This is a genomic window from Amycolatopsis sp. NBC_00438 (genome assembly GCF_036026695.1).
Taxonomy (GTDB): domain Bacteria; phylum Actinomycetota; class Actinomycetes; order Mycobacteriales; family Pseudonocardiaceae; genus Amycolatopsis.
Genome location: NZ_CP107923.1, coordinates 9,576,105 through 9,592,349 on the forward strand (window position 1 = coordinate 9,576,105; position 16,245 = coordinate 9,592,349).

The following is a 16,245-nucleotide window of genomic DNA, read 5'->3' on the forward strand; positions in this document are numbered from 1 at the left end:
GCGCGGCGCAGCGGGCGCCGGGACGACTATTCGCGGGGAGACGGCGTGCCAGACCTTTCGGGCATCGTGAAGGCCTACGACATTCGCGGCGTGGTCGGCGAGCAGCTCGACGCGGACCTCGTCCGCGACTTCGGTGCCGCGTTCGCGCTGCTCATCAAGCCCGAGGCCCCCGCGGTGGTGATCGGCCACGACATGCGCGACTCGTCGCCGGGGCTGTCCGCGGCCTTCGCCGAGGGAGTCACTTCGCAGGGCCTCGACGTCGTCAGCATCGGCCTGGCGAGCACCGACCAGCTGTACTTCGCGTCGGGTTCGCTGAACCTGCCGGGCGCGATGTTCACGGCCAGCCACAACCCGGCCAAGTACAACGGCATCAAGATGTGCCGCGCGGGCGCGTCGCCGGTCGGCCAGGACACCGGGCTCGCCGAGATCCGCGACACCGTCGAGCAGGGCGTGCCCGGCTTCGAGGGCCAGCGCGGCACCGTCTCGGAGCGCGACGTCCTCGCCGACTACGCCGCCTACCTGCGCAACCTCGTCGACCTGTCCGGCAACCGGCCGCTGAAGATCGTGGTCGACGCCGGCAACGGCATGGGCGGGCACACCGTCCCGACCGTCTTCGACGGGCTGCCGATCGACGTCGTGCCGATGTACTTCGAGCTCGACGGCAGCTTCCCGAACCACGAGGCCAACCCGCTGGACCCGGCGAACATCGTCGACCTGCAGGCGAAGGTGCGCGAGGTCGGCGCGGACGCGGGCGTGGCCTTCGACGGCGACGCCGACCGCTGCTTCATCGTCGACGAGCGCGGCGAGCCGGTTTCGCCGAGCGCGATCACGGCGCTGGTCGCCGTGCGCGAGCTGGCCAAGGACCCGGGCGGCACGGTCATCCACAACCTGATCACGTCCAAGGGTGTGCCGGAGATCGTCGCCGAGCACGGCGGCAAGCCGGTCCGCACCCGGGTCGGGCACTCCTTCATCAAGGCCGAGATGGCCCGCACCGGCGCGATCTTCGGCGGCGAGCACTCGGCGCACTACTACTTCCGCGACTTCTGGCGCGCCGACACCGGCATGCTGGCGGCGCTGCACGTGCTCGCCGCGCTCGGCGAGCAGGACGGCCCGCTGTCCGACCTGACCAGCGCGTACTCGCGCTACGCGGCGTCGGGGGAGATCAACTCCACGGTGGACGACCAGGTCGCCAAGATGATGGCCGTCAAGGACGCGTTCGGCGGCAAGTCCGGGGTCGAGATCGACGAACTGGACGGTCTCACCGTGCAGCTGCCGGGCGGCGCGTGGTTCAACCTGCGCCCGTCGAACACCGAGCCGCTGCTGCGGCTGAACGTCGAGGCCGCCAACGCCGAGGCGGTGCAGGCCCTGGTGGAAGACGTCCTCGCGATCATCCGCAGCTGACCCGTCCCGGGGGAGAAGGGCCGTCCGGACCGAACTGTGTCCGAAACTGTGCTCTTCTCCCCACCTCATCGCGTGGTATGGAGGAACCATGGCCCTCACGCTCGACGCCCAGCTCCTCGAGATCCTGGCGTGCCCGTCGCCCGATCACGCCCCGCTGCGTCCCGGGACGCCGGGCGACCCGGAGGCCGACGCCCTGACCTGTACCGAGTGCGGCCGGGTGTACCCGGTCCGCGACGGGATCCCGGTGCTGCTGCTCGACGAAGCCACCGGCGGCCCCGCTGAAAGCGAAGCGTCCGATGCCGACGGTGCTTGACGACACGCTGCTCGACGACCCCGCGCGCCTGGCCGAGGCCGACAGTGCGGGGTTGCTCCGCGCCGCCGCGATGGCGGGCGCCCAGGTGCGGGCGACCACCGAGCTTGCGGCCGAGCTGGGCCTGGCCGACCGGCTCGACGTGGGCCGGCCGCGTGCCGTCGTGCTGATCGACCGGCCGGGCGTGAGCCGGACGCTCACGCGGCTGCTGGCGGCGCTGCTGGCGCCGGCGTGCCCGGTGCCGGTGGTCGTCGCCGAGGTGGTGCCGAGCTGGATCGGCGCGCTCGACGTCGTCTTCGCGCACACCGACGACGCCGGTGACCGCGAACTCGCCGCGTCGCTGGAGCGGGCCGCGCGCTTCGGCGCGTCGGTGGTGCTCTCCGCGCCGGCGGAAGGCCCGGTGGCCGCCGCCGTGGCGGGCAAGGGCGTGCTGCTGGCGCCGCGGATCCCGGTGCCGCCGGAGCTGGCGTTCCCGCGCGGCCTGGCCGCCGGGCTGCTCACCGCGAACGCGCTGGGCCTGCTGGTCGCCGACGTCCAGGTGCTGGCCGACCAGCTCGACCTGGAAGCCGAAAAGGACTACCTGGCCCGCGACTCGTTCGCGAACCCGGCCAAAGCGCTCGCGTTGCGGGTCGCCGACCGCGTGCCGCTCCTGTGGGGGCTGGACCCGGTCGCCGTCGCCGTCGGTGAACACGCTGCGCACGCGTTCGCGGCGCACGCTGCTACCGTCTGTGACGTCGAGGATTTCCGTCAGGCTCTGGCGCGCCCCGCATTGCGGCGGGCGGCGCAATCGAGTGGCGCGGAGCGTGACATCTTCGCCGATCCGGACGATCCATCAGGTGACATCCTCACCCGGGTGCTGCTTCTCTCGGTGCGTACCGGTCCGGCCACGGACGCGGCACGCTTCCAGGCCGAGGATCTGCTGCCGGGTGCGGACGTCATCGCCCCGGCCGAGGAGTTCGAGGCGGACGAAATCGTGCGGGCCGCGGTGCTGGCGCTGCGGTTCGAACTGGCGGCGGTCTATCTCGGGCTGGCGGCGGGCAGCATCGGCGGCGCGGGCCGCTTCGAGCCCGTGACGGCGTGAGACCCGCCGAGCACCGGCCCGGGCCGGTGCCGAAGGAGTGGAGTTGAGGTGACAGTGGAGCTGCTGCGCAACGCGGTGCGGCCCTACGCCTGGGGATCGCGGACGGCGATCCCCGAGCTGCTGGGCCGTCCGATCCCCGCGCCGCACCCCGAGGCCGAGCTGTGGATGGGAGCCCACCCGGGCGACCCGTCGCACGTCATCGGTCCCGACGGGACCGAGCGGAGCCTGCTGGAGCTGGTCGAAGCCGACCCGCTGAACCAGCTCGGCGAGCGCTGCGCGAAGCGGTGGGGCGGGCGGCTGCCGTTCCTGCTGAAGATCCTCGCCGCGGAGGAGCCGCTGTCGATGCAGGCGCACCCGTCGGCGGCGCAGGCCGCGGAGGGGCACGCCCGCGAGGAGAAGCTGGGCATCCCGCGGGACGCGCCGAACCGCAACTATCCGGACCCGACGGCGAAGCCGGAGCTCGTCTGCGCGCTGACGGAGTTCCACGCGCTGGCCGGGTTCCGCGAGCCGGAGCGCACGGTCAAGCTGCTGAAGGCGATCGAGACGCCGGGGCTGGCGAAGTACACCGGGCTGCTCGAGGCGCAACTGGACCCGTCGGGCCTGCGGGCGCTGTTCACGACGTGGATCACGCTGCCGCAGTCGTCGCTCGACGCGCTGCTGCCGGAGGTGCTGGACTCGTGCGTCCGGCACCTGCGCGAGCACGGCGAGTTCGCGGTCGAGTGCCGGACGATCCTGGAGCTGGGCGAGACCCACCCGCGCGACGCGGGCGTGCTGGCGGCGCTGCTGCTGAACCGCCTGACGCTGCGCGCGGGCGAGGCGATCTACCTGCCGGCCGGCAACCTGCACCTGTACCTGAACGGCACGGCCGTGGAGATCCTGGCGAACTCGGACAACATCCTGCGCTGCGGCCTGACGCCGAAGCACGTGGACGTCCCGGAGCTGCTGCGAGTGGTCGACTTCGCGTGCGGCGAGATGCCGGTCCAATGCGGCGACGCGGGCGACCGGATGGCGATCTACCACACGGACGCGCCGGAGTTCGAGCTCTCGCGCGTCGAGTGGACTTCGGGTCAGGACGACGAAGTGACGGTCGACAGCATCGGCCCGCAGATCCTGCTGTGCACGGCGGGCGACCTGCTGGTGACGGCGGACGACGGCGAGAAGGTGGAGCTGCGCCGAGGCCAGTCGGTCTGGCTGCCGGCCGCCGACCCGCCGGTGAAGATCCGCCCGCTCGACAGGACCGGCGCCCAGCTCTTCCGCGCGACGGCGGGAACCTGCTGACCCCTGCTTGAAAGCCACCAGGAGCGCCTGCTCCTGGTGGCTTTTTCGTGCGCGGGCGGCCGGGTGTTCTGTGTGCGTTCCGTGTGGCGGGGTTCGCCAGTATCGGTCCGAGGGGTGGTCCTGGAGCCTCGTGCTGTCGATTTCCGGGGAGGAAGAGCGAGAGCAAGGGGCGGCGGACGCTGCTGGGGGTGACGCCGGTCTGATGCCCGGCGTCGGCGACCTGGACGGTGCCACTCGGTTCTGGAGGGGCGTGGTCACGCTGGGGAGGCGTGGCTGCGGAGTGCGGGGTCGGGTGGTGCCGCGAGGGCGCAAGTCGCGCGGGGAGGCGTGGCTGCTGGAGTGTCTTGCCGAGGTGGCGCCCTGCGGGGAGGTGGGGCGTCGGGATTGTCTCGCCGAGGTGGTGCCGTACGGGATGTGGCTGCGGGAGTGCCTCGCCCAAGGTGGCGCCGTACGGGGAGGTGCGGCGTCGGCTGTCTGGCTTGGATGGTGCCCGCCGGTTTCGGTGGGCGTGCGGTCGGGTGCCGGGGTTGTGCGGCCGGAGTGGTGTCGTACAGGGCGGGTTGTGGTCGTGCGGGGAGGCGCGGCTGCGTTGCCCGCTGAGGTGGCGCGGGCCGGGCTCGCGGGCCGGGCAGGCAGGCCGCCGAGGCGGTGTCGTGCGGGGAGGTACAGGTGCAACGGCCCAGTGAGGTCGGGTGGCCCGGTTCGCTGTGCGGGTTGGGCTGCTGCCGCCGAGGTCGGGGCGGGTGAGGTCGTGCGGGGAGGCGCGACCGCGGTCGCCTAGCGGGGGGTGGTGTCGCGAGGGGGCGGCACCACCCCGTTTCGGGCCGCCGTCGGCGCGTGAAGCAGCCGAGGCAGCTACACGGGCTCGGTGAGCGCCAGCAGGGCTCGCCGCAGGGTGGCCGCGCTGGCGTCGCGTGGCTCCGTCAGGGCCGCGGCCTCCGTGGCTGCTTCGGCCGCCGATGCCTGGTCGCCGGTCATCTCGTACGCGCGGTGCAAGACGAGCCACGTCAGGCTGGTCGCGGGGCGGCCGCCCATTTCGCGGAACTCGTCGAGGCACGCTCGCAGGACCGGGATCGCCTGTGCCGCACGGCCTTCGCCGATCCAGGCGGCCGCGATCGCTCGGGTGCACGACAGTTCTCGCGGTCGTTCGTCCAGCTCTCGGGCCAGGTCGCGAGCCGCCTCGAACGCCTCCACCGACCGCCGTCGTTCGCCTCGGAACGCTTCGATCGCGCCCAGCGTGCGCAGGGACTTCGCCAGTGCCGACCTCGCCGGGGTTGTTCGCAGCAGCGTCACCGATTCCGTGATCGCCGACGCCGCCTCGGCCGGCTGCCCACTGAGCAAAAGCGACCACGCGACGCCGTGCAGGGCGGTCCCCAGCTGTCGCGGCTCGCCGGATTTCCGGGCCAGCGCAACGGCTTCCTCGTCGACGCGCAGGGCGTCGCCGACCCGGCCCAGCCGGTGCAGGGCGGCCGACTCCGCCGCTCGGACCCGGCCCAGCTCGGCCGCGTCACCGTCCACAGTGAACAGTTCGCGCGCGTGCGCGGCCGTGTGCAGGGCCTCTTCCGCGCGGCCCAGCCCGATCAGGCAGTGCGCCAGGTTGGCCGAAACCCAGGCGTGAGTGCGGCGATCGCCGTGCTCCTCCAGCTTCTTCGCGCACTCGCGGTACCCGGCCGCGGCCTCCTCGTACTGGCCGCGGGCGTGGCGCAGCAACGTCAGGTTGGCCTCGGCGATCGCCGTCAGGGAGCCGTCTTCGCCGGCGGCTGCCAGCACCGTCTCGTAGCCCGCGCGCATGTCGGCGTAGTGCCCCTGCAGATACAGGTATCCGCTGAGCCGGTCGAGCAGGAGCAGCGCGTCGTGCCGGCGGCCCAGCCCGCACAGCGTGCCGACGAGCAGCAGGAGGTTCGCGCGTTCGGCGGCGAACCAGCGCTCCGGCCGCGCCAGCAGCCGCTCGACGAGCTCGGGTGGCAAGGGCTGCGCGGGTGCTTCCCGCGCCAGTGCCGGCATCGGCACCGTGCGGGGCAGCCGCGCCGCCGCCGTGTCGGCCAGGGCCAGCGTCGCCGCCAGCACCGTGCGCAGGCCGCCGCCGTCGGGCGCGTCGAGTTCGGTCGCGTAGAGGCGGACGAGGTCGTGCAGCCGGTAACGGCCTTCGCCGGTCTCGTCCGGGCCGCCGGACTCCAGCAGGCTGGCCTCGACGAGCTCTTCGACGGCTTCGTCGGCCCCCGGGTCGTCGATCAGCGCGGTGATCGCCCAGGCGGGCAGGTCGAGGTTGGCGCAGCGGCCGATCAGCCGGAACGCGCGCCGCGTGAGCGGGCGGAGGCCGTCGTAGCTCAGCGCGATGCTGCCGCGGACGCCCAGGTCGCTGACCGTCAGCTCGTCGAGCCGGCGGACCTCGTCCTCGAGCCGGTCGGCCAGTCCGGCGAGCCGCAGGTGCGGGCGGATGGCCAGCCTGCTGCCCGCGATCCGCAGGGCCAGCGGCAGGTGGTCGCAGGCCGCGATGATGCGCGCGGCGTCGGCGGGTTCGCGCGCCACGCGGTCGCCCGCGAGCCGGGTCAGCAGGCGTGTCGCGTCGGCGTCCGGCAGCGGCCCGAGCGGCAGCCGGTGCGCGCCCGCGAGGCCGCTGAGCCGGCGCCGGCTCGTCACCAGGACGGCGCAGCCCGGCGTGCCCGGCAGCAGCATGCGGACGTGCTCGGGGTCGGTGGCGTCGTCGAGCACCACGAGCACGCGGCGGTCGGTGAGCCGGCCGCGGAACACCGCCGCGCGGGCGTGGACGTCGTCCGGGATGGCCGGGCCGGTGACGCCGAGCGCGCGCAGCAGGTCGGCCAGGACGTCACCGAGGTCGCGCGGGCCGGACGGGACGTACAGCTGGCCGTCCGGGAACCGCGCCCGCAGCCGGTGGGCGGCGCGCACGGCCAGGGTGCTCTTGCCCGCGCCCGGTTCGCCGCTGAGCACCGCGACGGGGACGCCGTCACCGCTGCCCAGCACACCGGTGAGTTCGGCCAGTTCGGTGTCGCGGCCGGTGAAGTCCGCGGTGTCCGGCGGCAGCTGGCACACCGGCCAGACCGGCGCGGGCAGCCGCGGCACCGGATCTTCGCCGCGCAGCACGGCCGCGTGCACCCGGCGGGCTTCCGCACCCGGTTCGACGCCGAGCTCCTCGATCAACGTGGTCCGCAGCCGCCGGTAGATCTCGAGCGAATCACCCTGCCGGCCGGCCCGGTGCAGCGCGGTCATCAGCTGCGCGGCCAGCCGTTCGCGCAGCGGGTGCTCGGTGATCATCGCCGGCAGCTCGCCGGTCAGCTCCCCGTGCCGCCCGGCGGTCAGCTCGGCGTCGACGCAGTCCTCGAAGACGGCGAGCCGTTCGGACTCCAGCCGCGCGACGTCGGCGTCGAGCCGCGGCACGTGCAGCCCGGCCAGCACCGGCCCCCGCCACAACGCGAGCGCCCGCCGGTAGTGCCGCGACGCGGCGACGGCGTCCCCCGCCCGCTTCCCTTCGGCGGCGGCCGCCCGGAACGCGAGCAGGTCGAGTTCGTGCGGCTCGGCCCGCAGCCGGTACCCGAGCGGCCCGCGCTCGACGCGCAGGCCGTCGATCCGCTCGCGCAGCCGCGAGAGGTAGGTGTGCAGGTTCGAGGTGTACGACTTCGGCGGCCGCTCCGGCCACAGGGCTTCGACCAGCACGTCGACGTGGACGTGCTGGTTGGCGTTCAGCAGCAGCACGGCCAGCAGCGTGCGCTGCCGGTCTCCGCGCAGCACGGGCCACTGGCCCGGCGGGCTTTCGATCGCAAGCGCGCCGAGCACGGCGAAGTACGCCATGGCACCTTCCTGGACGGGCGAGCAGGGAGGGCCACGGTAGCGGAGGGCACCGACAAAACCGGGCGCGTTTGCGCGTGACGGGAGTTCTGCCCAGGCCTGTGGTGTCCACGGCTGTCCGCGCGCAGTCGTCGGCGTCCGCCGAAGCCGGCCGCCGCCATTGCCTGATCGAAATCCCGGCCGGTGGGGACCCACCGGAACCGCTCCGATTACGCTCCACCCGGACATTCAGGACCTACCAGGGGAGCGGTCGTGTCAGCTGGAGGCGGAACCAAGGCGATCATCGCCGCGCTCGGAGCCAACGCCGGGATCGCGGCCGCGAAGTTCGTCGGCTTCCTCGTCACCGGGTCGTCGTCGATGCTGGCGGAGTCGGTGCACTCGCTGGCCGACACCACGAACCAGGGCCTGCTGCTGCTCGGCCAGAAGACGTCGAGGCGCGCGGCGGACAAGGAGCACCCGTTCGGCTACGGCCGCGACCGGTACTTCTACTCCTTCATCGTCGCGCTGATGCTCTTCACCCTCGGCTCGGCGTTCGCGATCTACGAAGGCATCCACAAGATCGGCGCGCCGGAGCCGCTGGAGTCGCCGATCGTCGCCGTGATCATCCTGGTCGTCGCGGTGGGTCTCGAGGGCTACAGCTTCTACACCGCCGTCGGCGAGTCGAAGAAGATCAAGGGCGACGTCAGCTGGTGGGGCTTCATCCGCCAGGCCAAGGAGCCGGAGCTCCCGGTCGTCCTGCTGGAGGACGCCGGCGCGCTGCTCGGACTCGTCCTCGCGCTGCTCGGTGTCGGGCTGTCGGTGGTCACCGGCGATCCGGTCTGGGACGGCGTCGGCACCCTCGGGATCGGCCTGCTGCTGGGCGTCATCGCGATCATCCTGATCGTCGAGATGAAGAGCCTCCTCATCGGCGAAGGCGCGAACCCGGCGGTCCTCGCGACGATCGTCGACGAGCTGGCCGCGGGCAAGGTCGAGCGCGTCATCCACATCCGCACCCAGTACCTCGGCCCGGACGAGCTGCTGGTCGCGGCGAAGCTGGCGCTGGTGCCCGGCCTCGACACCGCCGCGGTGGCCACGGCCATCGACGACGCCGAGGCCCGCGTGCGCTCGAAGGTGCCGGTCGCGAAGCTCATCTACCTCGAGCCGGACCTGGACCGCAGCCTCGCCCGGTGATCGGCTACGCGCGTTCCGGCAAGCCGACCCGCGCCTGACCCGTTAGGGTGACCTACGGCGAAACTCGCAGGCCAGCCGTAGGAGGTCAACGGTGCCCGGAACGGGATTGTGGCGCACTAAATCGATCGAACAGTCCATTAAGGACACCGACGAACCGGACACCAAGCTCCGGCGGAACCTGAGCGCCTGGGACCTCACGGTCTTCGGGGTGGCGGTCGTCATCGGCGCGGGCATCTTCACGCTCACCGCGCGCGCGGCCGGTGACTACGCCGGCCCGTCGGTCTCGCTGGCGTTCGTGTTCGCCGCGATCGCGTGCGCGCTGGCGGCGCTGTGCTACGCCGAGTTCGCCTCGACCGTGCCGGTCGCGGGCAGCGCGTACACGTTCTCCTACGCCACGTTCGGCGAGTTCATGGCGTGGATCATCGGCTGGGACCTGATCCTGGAGCTCGCCGTCGGCGCCGCCGCCGTGTCCAAGGGCTGGTCGGTCTACCTCGAAACCGTGCTGAGCTACCTGTTCGGCAAGGGCGCGAAGACGACGTTCGACATCGGCAGCGTCACGATCGACTGGGGCGCGCTGGTCGTCGTCGCGCTCCTGACGACGCTGCTGGCCGTCGGCACCAAGCTGTCTTCGCGGGTCTCGATGGTGATCACCGGCATCAAGGTCGCCGTGGTGCTGTTCGTGATCATCCTCGGCATCTTCTACATCAAGGGCGCCAACTACTCGCCCTACATCCCGCCGGGCTCGACCGGAGGCTCCGGCGAGACCGGCGTCGACCAGTCGCTCTTCTCGCTGATCGCGGGCGGCGCGAGCAGCTCGTACGGCGTGTTCGGCCTGCTGGCCGGCGCCTCGCTGGTGTTCTTCGCGTTCATCGGGTTCGACATCGTGGCGACCACCGCCGAGGAGACGAAGAACCCGCAGAAGTCCGTGCCGCGCGGCATCTTCGGCTCGCTGATCATCGTCACGGTGCTGTACGTCGCCGTGTCGCTCGTGGTCGTCGGCATGACGTCCTACAAGGACCTGGCCACCTCGGCGGGCGACGGCAGCCACAAGACGCTCGCGACGGCGTTCTCCGCCAACGGCGTCGACTGGGCGGCCAACATCATCTCCTTCGGCGCGCTGGCCGGCCTGACCACCGTCGTCATGGTCCTGATGCTCGGCCAGGTCCGGATCATCTACGCCATGTCCCGCGACGGCCTGATGCCGCGTGGCCTGGCGAAGACCGGCGGGCAGGGGACGCCGAAGCGCGCGACGCTGATCGTCGGCGGCCTGGTCGCCCTGGCGGCGACGTTCTTCCCGGCGGACAAGCTTGAAGAGATGGTCAACGTCGGCACGCTCTTCGCGTTCGTGCTGGTCTCGGCGGGCGTGCTGATCCTGCGCCGGACGCGGCCGGACCTGCCCCGCGCCTTCAAGGTGCCGCTGGTGCCGCTCATCCCGATCCTGGCCATCGTGGCCTGCGTCTGGCTGATGCTGAACCTGACCGTGCTGACCTGGCTGCGGTTCGTCGTGTGGATGGTGATCGGCGTGATCCTCTACTTCGCCTACAGCCGCCGGCACTCGCTGCTCGGCAAGCGTCAGGCCGACGGCGTCGAAGATGTCGAATCGCCGGCCAAGGCACCCGAGGGCTGATTCACCCACTCTTTCGTGGCACCCCCCGCCGACCTGCTTCCCGCAGGTCGGCGGGGTTTTTTGTGGACCGGGGCAGAACGGGTGAGGCGAGACGATCTTGCCCATCGTGCCTAAAAGGGGACCCCGTGTAGCGAGACGAGTGACGTGCGATACCTTTCGATCCTTCGTGTGCCACTGGCGGGTGAATTACAGCAGTGTGATTTCACGCTCAGTGGTATCGCGATCACAACTTTCGACAGTGTCTCCCCGCCTGGCACAGGAGTTATGAATGCGTAGTCGTACCCTCCGCGGCTCGGCCGCGATCATCGCGCTCACCGCCGCCGCCCTCATCGGCACCGCCGGTTCCGCGCTGGCCTGCCACAGTGACGACAACCGCCCGCACCCGACGCCCGGCAAGGCGACCCCGTGCGCCGAGGGCACCGACCTCGGCCAGGGCGACGTCGTCGCCAAGATCACCAACAACCGCCTGGCCATCACCAAGGTCAACGAAGGCGTCACCGTGAAGCGCATCGTCGTCATCGGCGGCGACGACGGCTTCAACGACTACACCCCGGGCGCCCGTGGCCTGGACAAGAACGCGCCGTGGACCGACCTGCGCGCGCCGTTCAGCCGCAACGGCCACCAGGCCGGCATCGACAAGTGGTACCTCTGCGGCACCAAGACCTCCACCAAGCCGACCGAGACCACCACGGCCCCGACCCGGCCCACCAAGCCGACCGAGTCCACGAAGCCGAGCGCCCCGGCGACCTCGGACACCTCGGTCTCGCCGACCAGCTCGACCGCTCCGGCCGTCGTCCCCGCGGGCAACGAGTCCGGCACCGGTGGCGGCCTGGCCAACACCGGTTTCGACAACATGTGGCTCGTGTGGATCGCCGCGCTGCTGATCCTCGGCGGTGGCGGCCTGCTCGCGCTGCTGAAGTTCCGCCGCAAGGCTTCCGAGTGAAGCTGAGCTAGCCGAAGCGTGCCGTGAAGGGCACCTTCAGGGACATAGAGTCCCTGAAGGTGCCCTTCACGGCTTTCCGGGGAAGTCCGGGAAGAGCAGGCCCTGCTCACCGGTGGTCGGCTTGCCCAGCCCGGCCGCCATCGCGACGGCGTGGTCCCACTCCGCGTCGACGACGTAGTCCTGGTGCTTGAGCACCCCCGGCGCCCAGCGGTGCCGGCCGGTCGGGCCGCGCAGCGGGTCCGGCAGCCAGTGGTCGCCGCCCAGGATGAGGACGCCGTTCTCGTCGGCCTTCGCCTTCAGCGGGCCGCAGCCACCCTCGGCCAGGAACCCGACGCCGTAGAGCTGCCGGTCGGAGACCTCGTGCCGCCACGTCGTCACGCCGCCGCCGAAGATGTCCGTGCCGCGGCACAGCGCCCGCCACCGGCCGTCGAGGCTTTCGAAGAGCCGCTCCAGCGACTCCTGCGGCAGCAGCGCGGGGAAGGCCCGCTGGTAGCCCCACTGCAGAGGTGACCCGGCGGTCAGCACGCCGACGCGCTCGAGGTCCGTCTCCGGCAGTTCGGCGGCGAGCCGCGCGGCGGCCATGACCGTGAGCAGGCTGCCGAGGTTGTAGCCGGACAGCACCACCCGCGTCCCCGGCTCCTTGAGGTGCTCGCGCACGCGCGCGGCGAGTTCGGGCACGACCTTCAGCGCGTAGCACGGCGGCACGGTCGGGTGCGCCGCCCGCGGCCAGAAGCAGACGAGGTCGGCGAGCGCGCCGAGGTGCCGGCTGCGCTGCGGTGTGCGCGCCGCGGTGTAGACGACGCGCAGCAGCCCCGCGGCCAGCGCGCCGAGCGCGAAGACGCCGATCGCGGACAGCGGCCCGAACCAGCGGGGGACCTGGCCGAACCCGAACCGCAGCACGAGCAGCGCCGCGCCGCCCGCCGACATCGCCGACGCCACGGTGAGGGCCAGGTGGTGCAGGTGCCGCCGTTCCCACGCCGAGCGCGCCCACGCCGCCGCGGCCTGGACCTCCTGCTGGTCGTCGTGCTCCATCAGCCCGACGATCGCCGGGACGCCCCGCCGCAGCCGGCGCACCGGGACGGCGACCGCGAAGCCCAGCAGGGACAGCACCGCGGCGAGCGCCAGCCCGGCGCCCCACAGGACCGTGACCAGCAGGTACGTGTCGGGCACCTGCAGGAGATCGGCCCCGGACAGGCGTCGGACGGCTTCGGCGAGCCCGGCGCCGAACCCGCCGCCGAGGAGGCCGGCGAGCGCGAGCACGGGCGCGGCCGCCCAGCCGCCCGCCCACGGCCGCAGCCGGCGCGGCTTGTGCTTCCAGGTGGGCCGGGCCAGCACCGCGGCCGGGGCCAGGAACAGCGCGAACAGCACGGTGACCGCGACCAGAGACGCGCCGAGGCCCTCGACGACGCCGTTGGTCCCCGGCAGCCGGCCGGTGCCGGGCCGCAGCCGCACCGCGGCCACGACGACCAGCAGCGTCGCGAACGCGATCAGGCCGCGGCGGGCGATCCGCCCGGTGTCGACGCCGATCGCCGCGGCGACGACGGCGGCGAGCACCAGCGCCAGCGTGCTGATCCAGACGACCAGGTCGAAGACGTCGCCGGGCACCCGGAACGGGCCGCCGAGCAGCAGCAGCGCGACCGACGCGAGCGCGGCGACGGTGTGCAGGCCGCGCAGCGCCGGCGTCCCGGAGCCGGTGCGCATCCGCAGCGGGCCTTCGACGCGGTCGCTCTCGGCGTGCACCGCCCAGTTCGCCGAGGAGATCCGGTGCAGCACGAAGATGACCACGAGCAGCGGCAGCAGACCGACCGTGATCCGCGCCGGGACCGTGCGCAAGCCGTCCGGGACGACGGGCAGGCAGCCCGAGCCGGGCGCGAGGCACTGCGCGCCGAACAGGTCGAGCGCGATCGCCGCGAGCTGGCCCATCAGCAGCATGGTCAGCAGCAGGGCCGCGACGCGCAGCAGGCCGCGGCACACCGCGCCGAGGACGCGGGGGAGGCGGCGGCCGGGCGGGACCGCCGGCAGCATCCAGAACGCGACGTTGGCCAGGGAGAACGGGAAGAGCAGGGCCCACGTGGCCTTCGCGGCGCCCCCGGACGTCATCCCGTGCCAGAGGTAGCCTTCGAGGGTCCGCGGGATCGACCGGCCCAGCGCCGGGAGGACCGGTCCCGGTGCCGGCCGCCGCAGCCGGTCCGCCGGGCGGATCACGCGGCCCAGCCCGTCGCCGGCGACGTCGACGGTCGCGACCGCGTCGAGCAGGGTCTCGCCGCTGGTGCCCACGAGCCCGGCGACGCGGATTTCGACGACGCGGGTGTCCGGGCCGGGCATGGGCACGGTGAGGGCCTCCTGAACTGCTGCGGATCGCTTTCTAGGGAAGGTCGAGCGGACAACGGTAGTGTTCGGAAGTCATCGAGCCTTGGAGGAATCGCCACTATGACCCCCGAAAGCGTTGCCAAGCGGCACGAGACCCGCAACGGCATCGAGTTCGCCGTCGCCGACCTCGAGGCCGCCGAGTTCGGCCGCAAGGAGATCCGCCTCGCCGAGCACGAGATGCCGGGACTGATGGCGCTGCGGCGCGAATACGCGGAGGTCTACCCCCTGCGCGGGGCGCGGGTCTCCGGTTCCCTGCACATGACGGTCCAGACCGCCGTCCTCATCGAGACGCTGGTGTCGCTCGGTGCCGAGGTGCGCTGGGCGTCCTGCAACATCTTCTCGACGCAGGACCACGCGGCCGCCGCGGTCGTCATCGGCCCGAACGGCACGGCCGAGGAGCCCAAGGGCGTCCCGGTCTTCGCCTGGAAGGGCGAGTCGCTCGAGGAGTACTGGTGGTGCACCGAGCGGATGCTCACCTGGGACGGCGAGGGTCCCAACATGATCCTCGACGACGGTGGCGACGCCACCATGCTGGTCCACAAGGGCACCGAGTTCGAGAAGTCGGGTGTCGTGCCGGCCCCGGACGAGAACACCTCGGACGAGTTCCGCGTGTTCCTCGAGCTGCTGAAGGCGTCGGTCGCCTCGGACACCGGCAAGTGGACGAAGATCGGCGAGGGCATCCGCGGCGTCACCGAGGAGACCACCACCGGCGTGCTGCGGCTGTACCAGCTGGCCGCGGCCGGTGAGCTGCTGTTCCCGGCGATCAACGTCAACGACGCCGTGACGAAGTCGAAGTTCGACAACCGCTACGGCATCCGCCACTCGCTGATCGACGGCATCAACCGCGGCACCGACGTCCTCATCGGCGGCAAGGTCGCGGTCGTCTGCGGTTACGGCGACGTCGGCAAGGGCGCGGCGGAGTCGCTGCGCGGCCAGGGTGCCCGCGTGATCGTCACCGAGATCGACCCGATCTGCGCACTGCAGGCGGCGATGGACGGCTACCAGGTCCAGACGCTGAAGAACGCGCTGCCCACCGCCGACATCGTGATCACGACGACCGGCAACAAGGACGTCGTGCTGGTCGAGGACATGGCGAAGATGAAGCACCAGGCGATCCTGGGCAACATCGGCCACTTCGACAACGAGCTCGACATGGCCGGCCTGCAGCGCTACCCGGGCATCCGGCGCATCACCATCAAGCCGCAGGTCGACGAGTGGATCTTCCCGAACGGCAACACGATCATCGTGCTGTCGGAGGGCCGTCTGCTCAACCTGGGCAACGCGACCGGCCACCCGTCGTTCGTGATGTCGAACAGCTTCTCCAACCAGGTGATCGCGCAGGTCGAGCTGTTCACCAAGCACGAGGAGTACGACAAGGAGGTCTTCCGCCTCCCCAAGAAGCTCGACGAGAAGGTCGCGAAGATCCACCTCGACGCGCTGGGCGGTGAGCTGACCAAGCTCACCAAGGAGCAGGCCGAGTACATCGACGTCGACGTCGAAGGCCCGTTCAAGGCGGACCACTACCGGTACTGAGTTTTTCGTTCTTGCAGGTCAGGCCGCCCCGGACGTGTCCGGGGCGGCCTTTCTGTTGCATGGTCTGAACAGTGATAGCTGAAGGCGAGAGCCGAGGCCGAGGGGCGCAGCATGAACGACCTGGTCACCGAGGCCTTGCGAGTGGTGGTGGCGCAGGTCGAGAGCCCGCTCGAACGGCGGAAACGCCTGGTCGTCGAAGGCAAGCTGATCACTTTTGTGCCCGAGAACGACGCGCCTGGACACGACAAGCTGGAGGAACTCTCGCGTGGCTGGGGTCCGATCCGCTGGACGAGGGGTGACCGGTGACGATCTTCTACGCTGACCCGACCGCCTTGTTCGCGGCCTATCTCGCCGACGAGCCCGGCCACGCCGAGCTGCGAGAACTGCTCATCGATGGCGGGCACTTCGTCCTGACCAGCGAACTCACCCGGCTGGAACTGGCCGGCGCGATCACCGCGGCCAAGCCCGGCATGACAAGTCTCCTCCGTCAGTTCGACGAGGATTCGCGGACGGTGCTGGGAGTCGTCCCGCTGAATCCGCGTGTCTTCGCCGCGGCTCGGCGGACGGTGATCGGGAGCCCGGTGTCCACTCTCGCCGCGATCCACATCGCGGTCGCGATGCACGGCACGGCGGAGCTGACGGGCGGCTCGCCGGTGACCTTCGTGACCAGGGACGACCGCCAAGCGGAGGCAGCCAAGGCCAACGGGTTCGAGGTGCGGTGAGCGGCG

12 protein-coding genes are annotated in these 16,245 nt (G+C 71.8%); 10 read left to right on the forward strand and 2 right to left on the reverse strand.

Features of this window, described 5'->3' with window-relative positions; genetic code table 11:
* Positions 1-45 precede the first annotated feature (45 nt).
* The 4 genes from OG494_RS44270 to manA all read left to right on the forward strand — a co-directional run bounded on the left by OG494_RS44270 (position 46) and on the right by manA (position 4,070).
* A complete protein-coding gene (locus OG494_RS44270) occupies positions 46-1,401 on the forward strand; it encodes a phosphomannomutase/phosphoglucomutase (RefSeq protein WP_328449185.1) in 1,356 nt (451 codons plus the stop codon).
* Between the two features lie 88 nt (positions 1,402-1,489).
* Positions 1,490-1,714 (forward strand): Trm112 family protein, encoded by a 225-nt coding sequence (locus OG494_RS44275; protein WP_323323309.1) that lies wholly within the window; start codon positions 1,490-1,492, stop codon positions 1,712-1,714.
* Positions 1,698-2,792: a hypothetical protein gene (locus tag OG494_RS44280; RefSeq protein WP_328449188.1), complete on the forward strand. Its 1,095-nt coding sequence runs from the start codon at positions 1,698-1,700 to the stop codon at positions 2,790-2,792. Before OG494_RS44275 ends, OG494_RS44280 begins: the two co-directional genes overlap by 17 nt.
* Before the next feature lie 54 nt (positions 2,793-2,846).
* Positions 2,847-4,070, forward strand: a complete 1,224-nt coding sequence (manA, locus tag OG494_RS44285) for a mannose-6-phosphate isomerase, class I (protein WP_328459207.1) — start codon at positions 2,847-2,849, stop codon at positions 4,068-4,070.
* An 855-nt stretch (positions 4,071-4,925) separates the two neighbouring features.
* On the opposite strand, the gene OG494_RS44290 is transcribed toward manA, so the two are convergent.
* Positions 4,926-7,877, reverse strand: coding sequence for an AfsR/SARP family transcriptional regulator (locus tag OG494_RS44290; RefSeq protein ID WP_328449190.1), 2,952 nt, complete (start codon positions 7,875-7,877; stop codon positions 4,926-4,928).
* Between the two features lie 249 nt (positions 7,878-8,126).
* Between OG494_RS44290 and OG494_RS44295 the strand changes: the two genes are divergently transcribed.
* The 3 genes from OG494_RS44295 (at position 8,127) to OG494_RS44305 (ending at position 11,614) form a co-directional block, all read left to right on the forward strand.
* On the forward strand, positions 8,127-9,044 hold the full coding sequence (locus tag OG494_RS44295) for a cation diffusion facilitator family transporter (RefSeq protein WP_328449192.1): 918 nt from the start codon (positions 8,127-8,129) through the stop codon (positions 9,042-9,044).
* A gap of 91 nt (positions 9,045-9,135) precedes the next feature.
* Positions 9,136-10,671, forward strand: a complete 1,536-nt coding sequence (locus OG494_RS44300) for an amino acid permease (protein WP_328449193.1) — start codon at positions 9,136-9,138, stop codon at positions 10,669-10,671.
* A gap of 268 nt (positions 10,672-10,939) precedes the next feature.
* On the forward strand, positions 10,940-11,614 hold the full coding sequence (locus OG494_RS44305; RefSeq protein ID WP_328449195.1) for an LPXTG cell wall anchor domain-containing protein: 675 nt from the start codon (positions 10,940-10,942) through the stop codon (positions 11,612-11,614).
* Between the two features lie 66 nt (positions 11,615-11,680).
* On the opposite strand, the gene OG494_RS44310 is transcribed toward OG494_RS44305, so the two are convergent.
* Entirely contained in the window at positions 11,681-13,939 is a 2,259-nt protein-coding gene (locus OG494_RS44310; protein ID WP_328459208.1) for a hypothetical protein, read from the reverse strand.
* A gap of 105 nt (positions 13,940-14,044) precedes the next feature.
* Here OG494_RS44310 and ahcY point away from each other — a divergent pair, with 105 nt between their 5' ends.
* The 3 genes from ahcY (at position 14,045) to OG494_RS44325 (ending at position 16,239) form a co-directional block, all read left to right on the forward strand.
* Positions 14,045-15,517 carry an adenosylhomocysteinase gene (ahcY, locus tag OG494_RS44315; protein WP_328449197.1) on the forward strand — a complete coding sequence of 491 codons (1,473 nt, stop codon included), beginning with the start codon at positions 14,045-14,047 and terminating at the stop codon, positions 15,515-15,517.
* Positions 15,518-15,628: 111 nt separating this feature from the next.
* Positions 15,629-15,823 (forward strand): hypothetical protein, encoded by a 195-nt coding sequence (locus tag OG494_RS44320; protein ID WP_328449199.1) that lies wholly within the window; start codon positions 15,629-15,631, stop codon positions 15,821-15,823.
* A complete protein-coding gene (locus OG494_RS44325) occupies positions 15,820-16,239 on the forward strand; it encodes a type II toxin-antitoxin system VapC family toxin (protein WP_328449201.1) in 420 nt (139 codons plus the stop codon). The genes OG494_RS44320 and OG494_RS44325 overlap by 4 nt, the downstream gene beginning before the upstream one ends.
* Positions 16,240-16,245 lie beyond the last annotated feature (6 nt).

Bases quoted from the DNA above. Each gene is read 5' to 3' on its own strand.
- OG494_RS44275 (WP_323323309.1), top strand. From the start codon at position 1,490: ATGGCCCTCACGCTCGACGCCCAGCTCCTCGAGATCCTGGCGTGCCCG.
- OG494_RS44280 (WP_328449188.1), top strand. From the start codon at position 1,698: ATGCCGACGGTGCTTGACGACACGCTGCTCGACGACCCCGCGCGCCTG.
- OG494_RS44290 (WP_328449190.1), bottom strand. From the start codon at position 7,877: ATGGCGTACTTCGCCGTGCTCGGCGCGCTTGCGATCGAAAGCCCGCCG.
- OG494_RS44305 (WP_328449195.1), top strand. From the start codon at position 10,940: ATGCGTAGTCGTACCCTCCGCGGCTCGGCCGCGATCATCGCGCTCACC.
- OG494_RS44310 (WP_328459208.1), bottom strand. From the start codon at position 13,939: ATGCCCGGCCCGGACACCCGCGTCGTCGAAATCCGCGTCGCCGGGCTC.
- ahcY (WP_328449197.1), top strand. From the start codon at position 14,045: ATGACCCCCGAAAGCGTTGCCAAGCGGCACGAGACCCGCAACGGCATC.
- OG494_RS44320 (WP_328449199.1), top strand. From the start codon at position 15,629: ATGAACGACCTGGTCACCGAGGCCTTGCGAGTGGTGGTGGCGCAGGTC.